The 16931-nt window shown below is 68.5% G+C and carries 14 protein-coding genes; 4 read left to right on the forward strand and 10 right to left on the reverse strand.

What is annotated here, in order from left to right:
* The 8 genes from AC1DGC_RS00260 to AC1DGC_RS00295 form a co-directional block, all read right to left on the reverse strand.
* Positions 1 to 315, reverse strand: coding sequence for a VirB3 family type IV secretion system protein (locus tag AC1DGC_RS00260; RefSeq protein WP_478046956.1), 315 nt, complete (start codon positions 313 to 315; stop codon positions 1 to 3).
* Positions 308 to 682 carry a TrbC/VirB2 family protein gene (locus tag AC1DGC_RS00265; protein ID WP_259203024.1) on the reverse strand — a complete coding sequence of 125 codons (375 nt, stop codon included), beginning with the start codon at positions 680 to 682 and terminating at the stop codon, positions 308 to 310. The genes AC1DGC_RS00260 and AC1DGC_RS00265 overlap by 8 nt, the downstream gene beginning before the upstream one ends.
* A 79-nt stretch (positions 683 to 761) precedes the next feature.
* The gene (locus tag AC1DGC_RS00270) at positions 762 to 1736 is read right to left on the reverse strand and encodes a lytic transglycosylase domain-containing protein (protein ID WP_310439200.1); all 975 of its coding nucleotides are present in this window, start codon (positions 1734 to 1736) and stop codon (positions 762 to 764) included.
* An 85-nt stretch (positions 1737 to 1821) separates the two neighbouring features.
* Positions 1822 to 2859: a P-type DNA transfer ATPase VirB11 gene (virB11, locus tag AC1DGC_RS00275; RefSeq protein ID WP_259203025.1), complete on the reverse strand. Its 1038-nt coding sequence runs from the start codon at positions 2857 to 2859 to the stop codon at positions 1822 to 1824.
* Positions 2860 to 2873: 14 nt separating this feature from the next.
* Positions 2874 to 4088, reverse strand: coding sequence for a TrbI/VirB10 family protein (locus tag AC1DGC_RS00280; protein ID WP_478046957.1), 1215 nt, complete (start codon positions 4086 to 4088; stop codon positions 2874 to 2876).
* Positions 4085 to 4861 (reverse strand): TrbG/VirB9 family P-type conjugative transfer protein, encoded by a 777-nt coding sequence (locus tag AC1DGC_RS00285; RefSeq protein WP_394163523.1) that lies wholly within the window; start codon positions 4859 to 4861, stop codon positions 4085 to 4087. The genes AC1DGC_RS00280 and AC1DGC_RS00285 overlap by 4 nt, the downstream gene beginning before the upstream one ends.
* The gene (locus tag AC1DGC_RS00290; RefSeq protein WP_259203028.1) at positions 4858 to 5847 is read right to left on the reverse strand and encodes a VirB8 family type IV secretion system protein; all 990 of its coding nucleotides are present in this window, start codon (positions 5845 to 5847) and stop codon (positions 4858 to 4860) included. Before AC1DGC_RS00290 ends, AC1DGC_RS00285 begins: the two co-directional genes overlap by 4 nt.
* A 14-nt stretch (positions 5848 to 5861) precedes the next feature.
* On the reverse strand, positions 5862 to 6188 hold the full coding sequence (locus AC1DGC_RS00295; protein WP_259203029.1) for a hypothetical protein: 327 nt from the start codon (positions 6186 to 6188) through the stop codon (positions 5862 to 5864).
* Between the two features lie 673 nt (positions 6189 to 6861).
* On the opposite strand from AC1DGC_RS00295, the gene AC1DGC_RS00300 reads away from it, so the two are divergent.
* The 3 genes from AC1DGC_RS00300 (at position 6862) to AC1DGC_RS00310 (ending at position 10338) form a co-directional block, all read left to right on the forward strand.
* Positions 6862 to 7431 (forward strand): hypothetical protein, encoded by a 570-nt coding sequence (locus tag AC1DGC_RS00300; protein WP_259203030.1) that lies wholly within the window; start codon positions 6862 to 6864, stop codon positions 7429 to 7431.
* Positions 7432 to 7526: 95 nt separating this feature from the next.
* Positions 7527 to 9203, forward strand: a complete 1677-nt coding sequence (locus AC1DGC_RS00305) for a type IV secretory system conjugative DNA transfer family protein (protein WP_394163520.1) — start codon at positions 7527 to 7529, stop codon at positions 9201 to 9203.
* A 19-nt stretch (positions 9204 to 9222) separates the two neighbouring features.
* The gene (locus AC1DGC_RS00310; RefSeq protein WP_478046958.1) at positions 9223 to 10338 is read left to right on the forward strand and encodes an alpha/beta hydrolase family protein; all 1116 of its coding nucleotides are present in this window, start codon (positions 9223 to 9225) and stop codon (positions 10336 to 10338) included.
* 36 nt (positions 10339 to 10374) lie between these two features.
* Here AC1DGC_RS00310 and AC1DGC_RS00315 read toward each other — a convergent pair whose 3' ends face one another.
* Positions 10375 to 10962, reverse strand: coding sequence for a DUF4124 domain-containing protein (locus AC1DGC_RS00315; protein WP_478046959.1), 588 nt, complete (start codon positions 10960 to 10962; stop codon positions 10375 to 10377).
* Between the two features lie 182 nt (positions 10963 to 11144).
* On the opposite strand from AC1DGC_RS00315, the gene AC1DGC_RS00320 reads away from it, so the two are divergent.
* Positions 11145 to 12062, forward strand: a complete 918-nt coding sequence (locus AC1DGC_RS00320) for a hypothetical protein (protein ID WP_478046960.1) — start codon at positions 11145 to 11147, stop codon at positions 12060 to 12062.
* A gap of 77 nt (positions 12063 to 12139) precedes the next feature.
* Here AC1DGC_RS00320 and AC1DGC_RS00325 read toward each other — a convergent pair whose 3' ends face one another.
* Entirely contained in the window at positions 12140 to 16915 is a 4776-nt protein-coding gene (locus AC1DGC_RS00325; RefSeq protein WP_478046961.1) for an ATP-dependent helicase, read from the reverse strand.
* Positions 16916 to 16931 lie beyond the last annotated feature (16 nt).

Genomic DNA, 16931 nt, shown 5'->3' on the forward strand with positions numbered 1-16931 from the left:
CTAGTCCGTGGAGGATTCTTCGAGCGACTTGCGGTAGCTGTTGGGTGTGAACACCCACATGCCGTTATGGTGCTTGATGTTCCTGGCCCTGAAGCGGAACTGCAGCCGCAGCCCCAGCAGGCGGAAGATCATTTCGTCCCGACGGGCCATCTGCCGCATGACCATGATGATCACCGGCAGCAGCAGCAGGAAAAACATGTTGAAGTAGAACGTGCAAAGAATGCACGCGCCCGCTGCCATGGCAAAGGGGAGATACGGCACCCCCATGAACATGGCCGGGCGTGTGCAACCGCGAAATAGCGCGTTCTTATGCATACTTCAGCAGGGATTCCGCGATGACCATGGCGGTGGAGGTCACGTCGGCCGGCAGCAGCATCTTGGCGATCTGGGCGGCGGCGCCGATCAGGAAGCCGCCGATCAGGACCGGTGCCACGTCGGCGATGCGCTTGTGGGCGAAGGCGATCTGGTAGCCGGCGAAGATCACCGCGATGGTCACGACCGCGATCGAGGCGACGTTGAGGATGCCGTTGACGTTTGCGAAGAACTTGGTGACGCTGCCGGTCGCACCGCTGCCGTCCTGTGCCATGGCGATCAGCGGCAGCGCGAACAGGGTGGCTGCAGCGGTGGCCGAGGAGACCCGGCGGGCGATGGTGGAGAGGTGACGCTTGGCTTCGATCTTCATGGGTTGAATCCCCGTGGTTGTGGAAGGAGAGAACTGCGCTTTACTACAAGGCCGGGCATCGGCCGGAGTCGAAATCGACCTAGAACACCAACGCGGCGTCCCTTTCAGGGACTCCCGCGGCCGGTGTCTGGTTCGAAATCGGTGAGCGTCGCCCCGCCGCCCCCGAGGGCAGCGTAGCGGGCGGTGCACCGGCCGGTTGTGAAACCGGGGGCGCACCACTGGGTTGGAGCAGGACCGGCGCGTCTTCGGAACCCTGTGCGCCGGCCAGAATGGCCTGGAGGGCGGCCTCGGGGCCGGTGCCGCCCTGCCCTGCGGCACGCCGCGCGGGCACGGCCGTGGCCGGGTACACGGACTGCGCGTTGGAGGTCGGATAGACGCCGTTGGCGGTGGAGGTCGGATAGACCGAACTGGCCTGGGACGAGGGATAGACCTGGCCGGCCGCCGCCGAGTACCCGCTGCTGCGGGTGGCCGGCGCGATCCCGGCCCCGCTCAGCGCGGCTTCCTCGATCCGGCGCAGCACGCGGCTGGCCGCTGGCTCCACCGGCACCTGGATCCGGGTGACCGGCGCGCTGCCGCCGCGATTGCGGATAACCGGGATGGCACCGCCGGCGGCGGCGACCGAGCCGCGCCAGGAGGTCATGACCTTGTCCACGTAGCCGTGTCGATAGCCGGTGGTGAAGTTGCCGGAGTAGTAGCAGCTGAAGGCCTTGCCCCAGTCCTGCTTGGAACGGCTGTAGCACTCGGCCAGGATGCGCGAGCCCGCCTGCAGGTTCGGGCACATGCTGAAGGCCTTCTCATAGCTGTCCAGCCCCTGCTTCTGCAGGTTGTAGCGGTTGACCTGGGCCAGCCCCAGCGAGAAGTTGTAGCCCTCGCGTTCCAGCATCTTGGTCGTGGACAGGGCTTCGCCGAGGTTTTTGGGCTGGCGCGCCAGCCGGCCACCGACGACGCCGATGGCATAGGGATTGAAGGACGATTCCACGCGGACGACGTGGTGCATGACCTCTGCCGGCACGGCCAGTTCGGTGCATGCCGCCAACTCAAGACCTGGCAACATCAGGAGCCCCTCCTTCCAGTGGTGCGCGCAACCCGGGCACGCAACGCAGGCGAGCGTCCGCGGATGACGCTGGTAGCGATACCGGTCATTCCGCGAGCCCTCGGGTGGGATCGAAATCGATCCCGGTAATGAAACGGCGGCCGGCATGCGCCTTGATGTGCACCACCACGTCGATGGTGAGCTTCAGCAGGCGCTTGATGACCTCGAACTCCAGGCCCGAGCCTTCGTTGGAGGCCTTGACCATCAGCGCGAGCTGGTCCCAGGTCTGCGAGGTGCTGCCGGCGTGGCAACTGGTGATCGAGCCGGGGTGGCCGGAGGCGCAGTTGCGGATGAAGTAGAACGACTCGTCGCCGCGCAACTCGGCCAGGATGATGCGGTCCGGCTTCATGCGCAGGCATGCTTCCATGCACGACTTGGCGGTGATGTTGCTTGAGCTCTGCCCGCCCTTGGAATACAGCAGGTGGACCACGTTGGGCTGCGCCAGGAACAGCTCGCGCGCATCCTCGATGGTCACCAGGCGCTCCTGGTGGGAGATGTGGTTGACCAGCGACTTCATGAAGGTGGTCTTGCCGCTGCCGGTGGCACCGGAGACCACGATGTTCTTGTGGTACTGGACGGCCTTCTTGAAGAAGGTGGCGTAGTCGCGCTGGGCACGCAGTTCGACCAGCTCGCGGTCGTGGTCGCTCAACGTGGGCGCCTGCTCGAGGATCTCGCTGAAGAAGCCGTCTTCCTCGTATTGCTCAAGCGACTTGCCGAACCGTGCCGGCATACGGATGGTGATCGAGACCCGCCCCGAATCGCAGGCGGGCGGGATCACGAACTGCGCACGCTGCCCGGTCGGGAAGGTCAACGAGACCATCGGGTCGGCATCGGTGATGCGCTGGCCGGTGTTGCTCTCGTTGACCACCGTGGTGCAGAACTGCCGCGCACGCTCATAGGTGAGCGTGGGGGCATCGGCGCGGTGCCAACCGTCGCGGGTTTCCAGGTACAGCTCACCCGGCCGATTGATACAGATTTCGGTCACGTCGGACGACTGCATGTGCTCGCCGATTCCCAGGATATGGTACTGATAATCCAGGAAATCGTTGGAGACCTTGGCGACGGTGGCCGTTTCGCTGCTCATTCCAGTGTCTTCGCTCAGCGGATCACGGCCGAGAAGTCGACGTCGCGGGAGACGTAGACGTTCACGATCGTGCCCTGATTGATGGTCACCGTGGCCGGACGGGCCATGTTGCGTTCCATGGCGACGTTGGCCATGCGCTCCATGGTGCGTGCGGTGGCGCTTTCATACGGGTTCTGCACGACGGCACCGTTGACGACGGTCGAGCTCTCCGGACCATTCTCCGCGGCGGCGTACTTGAAGGCATCCGCCAGGATGCTGATCAGCAGCGACGAGGCGATACGCTGGCCCCAATGCGCGTTGTAGTAACCCGGATTGCCGGCCGAGCCGAGGTTGTCCACGCCCGGGCTCTTCATGTTGACGTCCAGGCCGGTGGGCGTGGTGATGCGATCCCACACAATCGCCACGCGGTCACCGATGGTGTCGTCCCCGCCGTAGGAGCCCTGGATCTTGGAACCGCGCGGCAGCAGCAGGCGCTTGCCATCGAACGAGTAGACCGGTTCGGTGACCACGCACGAGGTGTAGCCCGGGAAGTCCGAGATCACGCGGGACTGCAGCACGCAGCGGATGTACGTACCGCGCAGCAGCAGCGTGCTCGGCTTGTACAGCGGCTGTGCGCTGGTCGGGCCGTCGGCGGCACGACGCGGCGGCGGCGCGGCCTGGGCACCGGGCATGCCGGGCATCATCGGGTACGGCGGCTGTGCCTCACCCTCGCCCTGCGCGGCGGCCTGGGCCGCACCGGCGTCCAGCATGCGACGCTCCAGCAGCGACATCGGCTCGGGCTGGCGCGGACCGCCGTTGTCGCCCATCAGCATCGGCTCGGGCCTGTCATCGACCACCGGCAACGGCGGCAGCTGCTCGACCATCTGCGGGGCCTGGGCAACCGGCTGTTCCGGCGGCAGTTCCGGCAGGTCGCGCGGCGCGGCAGGAATGACAACCTGCGCGCTGGGCGCCTTCTTGACCTCTTCCTTGTCGGAGGAGAGGCCGCCGGAGAAGATCCAGATGGCCAGCGCACCCAGCGCCAGCACGATCGCCGCCAGGAAGGCGAGCGCCTTGCGGTTCAGGCGCTGGACGTCGTCGGCGCGCAGGTACGGCGACGACTCACCGTCCAGGCCCGGCTCGGCGCCCTGGCTGCGGCGGGTATACGGGTTGGAGTAGTCCGCCGGCGCGGGCGCCGGGGCGCCAGCCGGTACGGGCTCGTGGTCATGCTCGTTGGGAGGAATCTGATTCACAGCTCCGGCCTCCTGCGCAGGGCGATTGCATTGTCGCCGTGCCGCACGACGAGATAGGCGTAGGTGCCGTGCACCACGATGGTGTCCCCTTCGATGGTCGAGTTGACGATGAACTCCTCGCCCGTCTTGCTGTCACGCGCAAATACCGCGGGGAAATTGCCGCTGGGGAAGCGCGAACGGTCGCCCATGCGAAGGTAGGTGAAGCGACGATCGTCATACACCGAGGCCGGCACCAGCCAGGTCGGCTGACGCTTGCGGTAGGTGTAATCGTAGTTGTAGTAGTAGTCGCGCCCGGGCACCACGTCGGTGCTCAGCTCGGAGACGGCTTCGTCTTCCTTCTTCTCTTCCTGCGCGGCGAACAGGGTGTCGGCCGGGTAGGTGAAGCGGACCTTGTACTGCACGCCGGAGGACTTGGCGTCTTCCAGGGCGCGCCAGTTGGTGGCGACCACCTTCAGTTCGAAGATGTAGGAATGGGCCGCGGTACGCACCATCAGATTGGTGTCCACGTCCACATTCTTGGGCTTGAGGTAGAACACGTTCTCGCGCCGGCTGATTTCCCAGCCGCCGCCGAAGCCGCTGCTGTAGTCCAGGATTTCTTCATGCGGACTCAGCTCGATCTGGGTGGTGATGCCCAGGCCGGTGCGGATGGTGTACACCTTGTCGGCGCCGTATTCGTACTCTTCCACGACCTTGGCCGAGGCTGGCAGTGCCAGGCCCGCCATCATCAGCAGAGCCAGGCCGCCGCGCAGGAACGCCTGCATCGGGCTACTCATCGTACAACTCCCCCTTGTTGACTCTGTGCGTTCATCTGTTCGGCTGGCATCGGTGGCAATGCGCCGGTATTGGGATCCTGCGCCGGCATCACGCCGGGTGCTGCGCCAGGCACTGCGCCAGGCACCGCACCGGGCACGCTGCCGGGTGCCGGCACGGCGCCGGGATAAGCCACCTGCGCGGCAGCAGCCGGGTCGGCCTGCATCGGGGCGGCAGCCGCGCCATCGGGACGGAACACCGCCGCAGACGGTGCGGTCGGCGTGGGCGCGAAGTCGTTGTCCACGCGGTAGTTGGTGACGCGGAACCCCAGCGGATTGGCCAGGCGGTCTTCGTCGCTCAGGCGCATGGTCTTGTCGTAGGTGTATTCCATCGTGGCGATCTTGCTGTCCAGCGGCTGGGTACGCCCGTTGCTCTTGTCATACACCGTGCGCTGGAAGCGGACCGTGGCGCCGGTGGGCACGCGCCCTTCCCCGCCGCCGATCAGCACGATGCTGAGGATGCGGACATTGACCGCGCGCGACGCGCCGTACAGCCGGAACGGGCGTTCCGGATTGCTCTCGGCGTGCAGCGCCATGTACGCCGGCGCGACCGCCGGGCCGGCCATGGACAGCGTGGTGCGCCAGTTGCGCTGGCCGATCAGGCCCGAATCGTAGGACTCGCGCGCCAGGATGAACTGCGCCACGTTGCTCTTGTTGATCGCTTCTTCGGCGGTGACCTCGCGGTCGGCGAAGTTGCCGGTGAGGCGTGCCACCGACGCGGTGCCGGTGTAGGGATCGGCCATGACCAGGTACGGGACCTTTTCCTTCAACGGCAGGAACAGGAAGTAGCCGCCGGCCAGCAGCAGCGACATCAGGATGGCCGCCCAGGCGACCATCCAGGCCCGCCGCTCGCTGCGACGCGCGCGCTCGGCCAGGGTGATCTCGAAGTTCACGCCCTGGGAGACGGCCCGGTCGATTTCGGGCGAGGTGGTTTTCTTTTTACCGAACATGCGGGGCGCCTCGACTACTGGTCAGAGGCATCGGCGGCCGAAGCCCCCGCTGCGGCGGACGCACCAGCGACGCTGACGGTGATGCGTGCGTTGTCGACCGTGACCAGCACGCCCTGCGGGGCATAGGCCGCCGACAACGCCGCCGCCGCTTCGCCCGCACTGGAGGTGCGGATCTTGGCGACCGGGCCGTACAGCGTGTAGTCGTTGGGGTGCTGGTAGGACAGGGTCAGCCCCGAATCCTTGGCCCAGCGCGTGACCAGGCCCTTGAGGGTCTTGTCGATCGGCGCGGCCTGGTAGATGTAGGACTGGTTCAAGGGAATGGCGATCGTCGTTTCGGACATCCGATTGACCGGCATCCACTTGCCACGCGGCTCGGACGCCGGCGGCGTAGCGCACCCGGCCAGGACGGCGGTCAGAGAGAGTAATGCGACGGCCATCACATTTCTATTCGGCTTACTGCAGTTCACGAAGTCACCGTAGACATAGTTTTTGTATGCAGCAGATCGCTGCCCGACACTCCCCCCGGGGGGAGCAAGCAGTACGTACCACTACTGGATTTCAGTGCGATGTTTGCCGCGTGCAAGCGACGGCAAGGGGCTCCCACACCCCGGAAGAACCTTGGCAGGCCGCGGCCCGCTCTTCTTTCCCCGTTTGACATCAATCATCTGGAAATTCCTTTTCCGACTACACCATCGACTGCTACACAACGTGGCAATCGCTTCATTCCCCGTGAAGCTGCACCAGACCTTCACACGAAATCATACGAGGCGAACACGACCGGGATGTGAAGGATTCTTCTTGTGAAGAATATTTCACGCGGACGAGTCACAGCGTTGATCGAAATGGCAATATGCCATGCGAACGATTTACGAACAAGCACTGAACACTGTCAGATAATTCTTACAATGTGTGACACGCATCAGAGTCGCCGCGCGTCATTCCAATCTGGCAACATGCGTCTCCCGCCTAGATGGCCCCCCTGATTTCGACAGGTGCGTAGTGGATCAGACACGGATGGAAGAGTTCGTCACCAATTCCGCATTGCTTGCGGGACACCTGACACAGCAATGTGACAAGGCGATTGCCGACCAGAAGCACGCCGCCGCCGAGCTGCGGCAGGCGGCCGCCGACGTTGGGCAGGGCGTTGCCGCTGGACGCGCGGAGTTGGCGCACAGCGCGCGAAGTGCGGTGCGCGAAGCGCTCTCGCAGGAAATTCCGGCGGCGGTGGAAGCCATCGCCGAATCCGGGGATCGCCTGCGCCAGCTGGCCGACCAGCTGCAGCGCGAGCACCTGTCCGCCGCATCGCGGATGCGCGCCCTGGCCTGGAAATCACTGATCGCGATCGCACTGGCCTCGGCCGCGATCATCGGCGCCACCGCCTACACCGCATGGAACAACGTGCAGCGTGCGCAACGGGCGCAGGTGGACGCACAGGTGCTCGAAGCCCTGCAGCAGGTGTCCATCACCTCCTGCGACGGGACGCCGTGCGTGAAGCTGGCCGATGACCAGCGCCGCTGGAGCAAGAACAGCGACTACCTCCTGGTCGATGGCAGCGGCGCCGCCCCGGCCCCGAAGGCGAAGTAACGCGGCCACCCCCCACGCCGCGCGGGCAACCCGGCGGCGTGGCATCATTGCCCCCCCTCTGCAAACGCACGCACGTCCGAGTCGAAGGAATCGCCTTGAACAATCCCCGTATCCTGATCTCCGCCGTGCTGGCGGTGATCCTGGCCATCGCGGCACTCTACCTTTCTGGTCTGCTCACCCTGCTGTTCCTCGGGCTGGATACCGGCGCGACCAAGTTCGGCACGTACTACCAGTACGTCAAGAACCTCAACCACCCCCAGGTGATGCCCTACGCCGGGCGCATCAAGGCCGCTGGCGCCATCTCGGCCGTGCTGATGTTCGCCGGCTGGCTGGCCGTCACGGTGATGATGTTCAAGCTGCGCAGCCACAGCAACATCCACGGCAAGGCGCGCTTCGCCGGCATGATGGACCTGGCCAGCAAGGGCTTCTTCAAGCAGAAGGACGACGGCATCGTGCTGGGCCAGATGAACGGCAAGCTGCTGCGCCTGACCGGGCAGCAGTTCGTCATCCTGGCCGCGCCGACGCGCTCGGGCAAGGGCGTGGGCGTGGTCATCCCCAACCTGCTGGACTACCGCGAATCGGCGGTGGTGCTGGACATCAAGCAGGAAAACTTCGACCTGACCTCCGGCTGGCGCCAGTCGATCGGGCATGAGATCTACCTGTTCAACCCGTTTGCCGAAGACCGCCGCTCGCATCGCTGGAACGCGCTGACCTACGTGTCCAACGACCCCGCGTTCCGCGTGTCCGACCTGCAGGCGATCGGCGCGATGCTGTACCCCGATGGCGATGACAAGGACAAGTTCTGGACCGGCCAGGCCCGCAACGCCTTCCTTGCCTTCACCCTGTATCTGTTCGAGCAGGCCGAGTCCCTGCCCGGCTCGCCCAAGCCGACCCTGGGCCAGGTGCTGCGCCTGTCCTCCGGCGACGGCACCGAGCTCAAGCCGTACCTGCAGAAGATGGCCGAGGCGCCGTTCCTCAGCGCGCAGGCGCGCACCGCCTTCGCCGGCCTGCTGTCGCAGGCGGACGTGACCTTCGCCTCGATCATCGGTTCGTTCCGCGAGCCGCTCAACCCGTGGTTGAACCCGGTGCTGGACGCGGCCACCAGTGGCGATGATTTCCGCCTTGACGACGTACGCCGCAAGCGCATGACCATCTACGTGGGCATCCAGCCGAACAAGCTGGCCGAGAGCCGCCTGATCGTGAACCTGTTCTTCAGCCAGCTGATCAACGTCAACACCAAGACGCTGCCGCAGAACGACAAGGCGCTCAAGCACCAGTGCTTGCTGCTGATGGACGAATTCACCTCGATCGGCCGCGTGGACATCATCTCCAAGGCGGTCTCGTACATGGCCGGCTACAACATCCGCCTGCTGCCGATCATCCAGTCGATGGCGCAGCTGGATGCGGTGTATGGCAAGGAACTGTCGCGCACGATCATCACCAACCACGCGCTGCAGATCATCTACGCGCCGCGCGAACAGCAGGATGCGAACGACTATTCCGAGATGCTGGGCTATACGACGGTCCAGCGCCGTTCGCGTACGCGCTCGCATGGGCCGTCCAGCTCCGTGTCGGACAACGAGGTCCTGGAGCGGCGCGCGCTGATGCTCCCGCAGGAGCTCAAGGCGATGGGGCCGGACAAGGAAATCGTGTTGTACGAAGGCCTGCCGCACCCGGTGTTGTGCGCCAAGATCAAGTATTACAAGGACAGCTACTTCACCAAGCGCCTGCTGGAAAAGGCCGAGGTGAAGCCGCTCACCCTGCAGCACTGAGGCCACGAGCCCACCCGCCATGCGCCGCCACGCCGCCCTCACCTTCGCATGTTGCCTGGGCCTGGGCGCACTGGCGGCCACCGCCGCCGCCCACGATGCGCCGGCGGCAAGCAACGCGGCCGCTACGGCGCGCACGGAAAGCGGCGTGCTGCAGGGTGCGCCGTGGCGCATCGATCTGCCGGCGCACTGGAACGGCGAGGTGGTGATGCTCGCGCATGGCTTCGAGCCGGCAGGCACGCCACGCCTTGCCGATTGGCCGGCCAACCCGTCGACCGCCGCCCTGCTCAAGGCGGGTTTCGCGGTGGCCCAGAGCGGCTATGCCAGCCAAGGCTGGGCCGTGGCCGATGCGATCACCGACACCGAACGCCTGCGCGCGCATTTCATCGCCACCCAGCCGACCACGCGCCGGACCTGGGTGCTGGGCTTCTCGATGGGCGGCGCGGTGGCCATCGCCACGCTGGAGCGTTATCCGCAGCACTACGCGGGCGGCGCCTCGCTGTGCGGGGCCAACCTACCCGGCGAGGTGCTGGCCAGCGAGACGCTGACCACCCTGCTCGCCTTCGATCATTTCTTCCCGCGCGCACGCGGGCTGCCCGCGGCGGGGCTGGCCTCGCCGGCCGCTGCCTCGATCCCGCAGGCCGACCTGTACCCGGCCATCGCCGGCGCGCTGCAGGCCCAGCCAACGGTGGCGGCACGGCTGGCCACGCGGCTGCAGGTCACCGCCGAGCAGCTGCCGGGCACGATCAGCCTGCATGCCCTGGTGCTGCACGACCTGGTCAAGCGCAGCGGCGGCATGCCGGTCGGCAACCGCGACACGGTGTATGCAGGATTCGGCGATGACGCGGCATTCAATGCCGAGGTGCGCCGGCTGGATGCCGACCCCGCCGCGCAGGCGACGCTGCGGCGCGAGCTGGGGCTGACCGGCGCGCTGTCGCGGCCGCTGGTGATCCAGTACAACCGCGATGATCCGACCATCAACCCGCGCTTCGAACCGGTCTATCCCGCCCTGGCGGCCAAGGCGGGCGCCGATCCGTTGCCGACCGTGCTGGCCCGTGCCGGCGAAGGCCATTGCGGCTTCTCCGACGACGAGGTGCTGGGCGCGATCCTGGTACAGTCGACGGTGACGCAGCCCTGACGGGACGGTCCCGCACGGCGCTGGCCGGGCAATACCTCAGCGCGTGACGGCGGCGGGCGCACCGGCCTCGGGCTGCGCGGCATCGGCCGCATACTTGCGCTCGATGGCCGCCTCGCGGTCCCGGCGCTGGTCGGCGCACCGTTCGCGGGCCTGGGTGAGGCTGCTTTCGGCGGTCTGGCGCTCCATGCTGATCGACTGCTGCAGGCTGGCCAGCTGGGTACGCACCCCGGACTCATAGGTGGCATTGGCCAGGTTGTCGCGCGGCGCGGCCAGTTGCTGGTTGAGCTCGCCCACCTGCCGCTGGTAGCCGGCGATGCGGCTGTCCACCGGGCCGAAGATGCTCGCCCGCGCCGAGGCCACGCAATTGCGTTCGGCGATGGACGCATCGGACAGGTCGGTGGAGCGGAACACCGCCGTACGCGTGGCGACCTCGGCGGACGAGCGCGTCGCGCCGCGGTTGGAGCGCACGTTGACCTCTTTCGCGCCGGCGCCGCAGGGGTTCTGTGCATAGACAGTCTCGCCGTTGCTGCCGGTGCACCGGTACACCTGGGCGTGGACCTGGGCAGTCGTGCCGGCCGCCAGGCACCCCAAGGCCATCGCCAGCCCGATTCGTCGTGCGTACATGGAGGTACTCCGTTACGTCCCGTGATGGCCCATTCTTGCCCGAGCAACGCCGGGGATGCCAGTGTCCCGGGGGCGAGGGAGCGAGCGGAGCCTGGGGCGCGCCCATCGGGCCGCAGCCGCCCACGCGGCAATGGGCACCGATGGGGCTACCATGTGGCGCCCCGGTACTGCAGTGGTTAGAGATGAGCGGTGACATCAAGATGCGCAGGGCGATCGGCTCGCACGGCACCGTGCACGGCGTCGACGGCCTGCAACAGCGCCACGACGCCGCCCAGACCCTGCCGGCGCTGTTCTGCGACAGCACCGGCTGCGCCGCACCGCTGATCTTCGTGCCGGCGCGGCCGCGCCCGAAGACGGATCCGGCGTACCCGGCCCCGATGCCCGGTTACTTCGCTTTGGACAAGGGCGCGGCGCACGTGACGGGGTGCCGTTACAACGTGGCCGGGCACCTGGCCGAAGTGCTCGATGCCGCTGCGGCCAGCGACCCGGCGTTCGTGCAGCGGCTGGAGGATGGCCGCCACGAACTGCGCCTGCTCGCGCTGCACCAGGGCCTGAAACGGGGCGGCGGCGCGCTGCCGGAGCAGCAGATGCGCCTCCTGTCCACGCTGTTGGTGCTGCGCGCGATGTGTGGCAACGACGCACTGCTGGCCGACCGCGTGGTGCTGCGGCTGGGCAAGAAAAAGCTGGCCTGGGACGCGTTCTTCCATGACCCGGCGCACTACGACGAGGCCTGGGCACGGCTGGATGCGGCCAGCAACGAGGTGCCCATGGCCCTGCTCGGCACGGTGCGATCACACCGCTCGCCGCCTCCGGGCACGGGCGCTGGCGCCACCTATCTGAACTGCGCGCCGAAATACCAGAAGACCGGGGTGATGGATCGCCGGGAGTTCTACGAGGTCAGCGTGGGTCACGATGATGCCGCGTGGCTGCAGCGCTTCCCGGTGGGCGCGGAGATCGTGATGTTCGGGCTGTGGCGGCAGGGCAACAGCCACACGTCCACCCGGCCGCACCCCACCGACCCCCGACGCAGCATCACCAACGTGACCCACAAGCTGGCGCTGCGACCGGGTTCGCCGGGCCAACTGGCCGTGGTCGCCTGAGCAGGCAGGACGGTGTGTGGACGCGCGCCGCTGCCTGGGCCCGCGGCACCGGCAACGCCCAGGCCAACGCCGCGCGATCATCCGTCCCAGCGCAGGCCCTTGGGATCGCTGCGGAAGCCCGCCGCGCGCAGCGCATCGATCAGTGCGCTGCGTGCGACCGGCGCGTCGTCGATCAGCTCCAGGGTGAAACGGGCGCGCCGCGTGCGCCCGAGCGCCGCGGCCAGCGCCTGGGCCGCCGCGTCGAGCAGGGTGGCGTCGGCGTCGGCGTCGAGCCACGTCAGGAGATGCCGGCCGCCCTGCGCCAGGTACATCTGCAGGCGACCACCGACGATGACCACCAGCGCGCCGGCGCGCCGCAGCGGCCGCAGGGAGGCGGTATGCGGTGGCCAGGCCAGCACGCTGCCGAACGGATTGGCCGGATCGACCACGGACAGCGCGACGGCGACGCTGGAGCGTCCGGCGCCCGACGCCTCGGCGATCCCGCGCAGCCGGTCCACCGTGGTCCGCTCGGCGAACTGCGCGCCGCCGAGCGTCGCCACGAACCGGCCGCGCAGCACGCGACCGGCATCCTCCATGCCGCGATACACCTGCTGCAAGGCGGGAAAGCCGCCTGCGATGCCTTCGGCGACGGCCGCGCCGCGGGTGACGATGGCGTGGCGGTCCAACAGCGCGTCGGCCAGGGCCACCGCGCGCAGCGTGTCGCTGGTGGCCTGCCGATGCAGCAACGACCAGCGCCCGGCCAGCGTGGCGGCGGTGAACGCGACCACGCGCGGCGCGGCGTCGTTGGGCGCAAGCGCGGGATCGTGCATCGGGATGCCGCGCACCCGGCTGCTTCGTCGCGAGGTCCTCAGTGCCCGCGGACGCGGCGGCCGCAGTCCGGCCAACTCACGCAGCGGATTCCAGATGTCGGTGGTGAGGTAGCCGCGCCAGGCGAGGTCCCACAGCGCGGTGTGCAGCGCATCGGGGCTGACCTCCGCGCCCGCCTGCCCCCCGGCGGCGCCAGTCCAGCGCGCCTGCACCGCGGCGGCAAGCTGCCAGGCGAAGTACGCCCCGCCGTCGGCCAGCAACTGCAGGATCGCCTCTTGCAGCGGCGAGTGTTCCGCCGACAGCGGCAGCGGTGGCAAGGACTCGAACGCGAACTCCTGCAGGTGCAGGGAGACCAGCCCATCGTCCTCGCCCAGCCGGCCATGGCCAGACCAGACCACAGCGCCGGTGGCAAGCAACGCGTCGAGCAGCGCCGGCACGTAGTCGTGCACGCGCGCCGGCAGGATCTGGCTTTCCCATACAGAGACAGGCGCCGGCACGCCGGCCAGCAGCTCAACCACACGGGTCACGCCGTCGATGCCGTCCAGCGCACCCGTGGTGGACGCGGTCGCACCGCGTGCGGGCGGCGTTGCATCCGCCACCAGCCCGTGCCGCTCCAACAGCAACAGCGCATACGCCTCGGGCGGCACTGGCTGGGTAGCGTCGCGGGCCGCCTGCAGCGAGCGCATGCGCAGCCGACGCAGGACGTCTTCGCCCACCCACTCATGGGTGGCCAACGGTGACTGCCCGGCAGGCGACGTGGCCGCATCCTGCTGGCGACGGACGACGCCGAAACTGCCCTTGAGGACGCTGCCCTGCGTGGCAAGCCGCTCCAGCGCCGCGTCCGCCACCGCCACGCCGAGCCCGAATGCAGTGGCCGCCTCGGCGCTGGTGAACGGGCGGTGGGTGCGCGCATAACGCGCGAGCAGCTCACCCAATGGATCGACGGAGGGCTGCCGGAACACGGCTGGCACCTCGGCCGGGAGCATCACGCCCAGCGCATCGCGCAGGCGCGCGGCGTCTTCGACAGCCGCCCAGCGCATGCTGCCGGCCACGGGCACCTGGATCGCCCGGTGCTCGCGCTCGAGCGCCTGCAGGTGTTGGAGGGCATAGGGCGTGGCGTCGGCGAGGCGCTCGGCCACCGCCGTGACCGACAGCGGCCCGAGCACGCGCAGCAGGTCTGCCACGCCTTCCTTGCCTTTGGCGCGGCGTTCCGGCGCACGCTGTTGCAGGAGATTGCCGACCTGCTCCACCACGGCGGGGTCCAGCAGTTCGCCCAGGTCGACCTGCCCCAGCAGGTCCGCCAACAGGCCGCTGTCGAGCGACAGCACCGACGCACGGCGTTCGGCGAGCGGCACGTCGGTGCCATACATGAACTCGGCGACGTAGCCGAACAGCAGGTTCGCCGCGAACGGCGACGGCACCTCGGTGGTGACCTCGACGATCTCGATGCCGCCTTCGGCCAGCCGCTGCATCAGCGCGGCCAGGGCGTCGAGGTCGTAGACGTCCTGCAGGCACTCGCGCGCGGCCTCGAGGAGGATCGGGAAATCCGGATAGCGTTGTGCGATGGCCAGCAGTTCGCCGGCGCGCAGGCGCTGTTGCCACAGTGGCGAGCGTCGGCCCGGACTGCGCCGCGGCAGCAGCAGCGCGCGCGCCGCACACTCGCGGAAACGCGCGGCGAACAGGGCCGAGCCGCCGACCGCCCGGGTCACCTCGTCGCGCAGCCGTTCCGGCTCGAACAGGAACAGCGCCGCACCCGGCAGGCGGCCGGTGGCATCGGGGACGCGCAGGAGGATGCCGTCGTCGCTGGCCACCACCGTCGGGTCCACGCCCCAGCGCTCGCGGATACGGCCGGCCAGCGCCAATGCCCAGGGATCGTGGACGCGGCGACCATAGGGCGAATGCAGCATCACCCGCCAGTCGCCGGCTTCGTCGCGGCACCGCTCCACCACCAGCCGGCGGTCAGTGGGCAGCGTGCCGGTGGACTGCCGTTGTTCCTCGACCAGCCCCAGCATGTTGCGGATGGCATTGCCGGCCAGGCCACTGGCCTGCAGCCGCGCGTCCAGCGCTGGCGGAATGCCACCCTCGCCTCCATCGGCGGCTGCGTCCAGGGCGGCAAGGAACGCGCCTACCGCCGCGCCCAGTTCCGCCGGCCGGCCCACGCCTTCGCCGCGCCAGAACGGCAGCCGCGCCGAGCGCCCGGGCGCCGGGGTGACCACCACCTGGTCATGGGTGATCTGCTCGATGCGCCACGAGGTCGCGCCGAGGGTGATCACATCATTGACCCGCGACTCGTGCACCATTTCCTCGTCCAGTTCGCCGACGCGGCGCGAGCCGGCACGCTCTTCGCCTTCGGGCAGCATCACGCTGAACATGCCGCGGTCGGGGATGGTGCCGCCGCTGGTGACCGCCAACTGCTTGGCGCCAGGGCGCGCGCTCAGTTCACCGGTGTGCCGGTTCCAGACCAGGCGCGGGCGGAAGCCAGCGAAGTCATCGGAGGGATAGCGCCCGGCGAGCATGTCCAGGGTGGCATCGAACGCGCTGCGCGGCAGCGTGCGGTACGGCGCGGCACGGCGCACGCGGGCATACCAGGCGTCCACGTCCAGCGTGTCCATCGCCGCCGCGGCGACGGTCTGCTGGGCCAGCACGTCCAGCGGATTGCGGGGCGGGTCCACCGCCTCGATGCGGCCGGCCAGCATGCCTTCGATGGCGACCGTCGCGTCGATCAGGTCGCGCCGCGTGCGTGGGTAGACCAGGCCGGTGGAAATGCCGCCGACCTGGTGGCTGGCGCGCCCCACCCGCTGCAGCGCGCTGGCCACCGAGGGCGGCGCGGCGACCTGGATGACCAGGTCGACCAGGCCCATGTCGATGCCCAGTTCCAGGCTGGAGGTGGCCACCACGCAGCGCAGTTCGCCGGACTTCAAGGCCTGCTCGATGTCGCGGCGCTGCTCCTTGGAGACCGAGCCATGGTGCGAACGCGCGATCAGCGCCGGTGCGCCGGCGGTGCGCCCGCTGGTGCCGCCGTTGAAGGATCCGTAGTGCGATGCGGGGTCGGCACTCTCCGCCGCCGATGCCGGCGCGGCGTGCAACGCAGGATCGCGTGCCAGGCGCTCTGCGTACACCTCGTTGAGGCGCGCGGTGAGTTTCTCGGCCACGCCACGCGAGTTGGCGAACACGATGGTGGAGCGCCGCTGCAGGACCTGGTCCAGGATGCTGCTTTCCACGTGGGGCCAGATCGAGCCTACCCGGCCGGGTTCGTCGCCGGCGCGCGCGGGAATGTCGGCCATGTCCTCCACGGGCACCACGATCCGCACGTCCAACTGGCGCGCCGAGGGCGGATTGACCACGGTGACGGGGCGATCGCCACCGAGGAAGGCGGCCACCTGTTCCACCGGCCGCACCGTGGCCGACAGCCCGATCCGCTGCGCCGGCTGCGCCAGCAAGGCGTCCAGGCGCTCCAGGCTCAGCGCCAGGTGGCTGCCGCGCTTGGTGCCGGCCACCGCGTGGATTTCATCGACGATCACGCTGTGTACGCCGCGCAGCGTCTCGCGTGCCTGCGAGGTGAGCATCAGGAACAGCGATTCCGGCGTGGTGATCAGGATGTCCGGCGGCCGCCGCACCAGCCGGGCGCGTTCGGCGGCCGGGGTATCCCCGCTCCGGATGCCGACCGAGAGGTTCAGCGCCGGGTCGCCGCGTCGCTCGCGTGCGGCGTTGACGCCCTGCAGGGGAATCTGCAGGTTGCGATGCACGTCGGCACCGAGTGCCTTGATCGGTGAGATGTACAGCACCCGCGTGCCGATGGGCACAGCGGCAGCGGGCGGCTGCCGTTCGCGCTCGCGGAATAGTTGGTCGATGGCATGTAGGAAGGCGGCCAGCGTCTTGCCCGATCCCGTCGGGGCGATCACCAGCGTATGCGCACCGGCGCCGATGGCCGCCCATGCATGCGCCTGCACCGGCGTGGGTGCATCGAAGGCGGCGGCGAACCAGGCGCGGGTGGCGGGCGCGAACGCGTCCAAGGCAGCGATGGCGGGCGGAACCGGGTCGGACATGATGCCTACTCTACCT

It is taken from the genome of Stenotrophomonas sp. 05N37 (assembly GCF_056397365.1).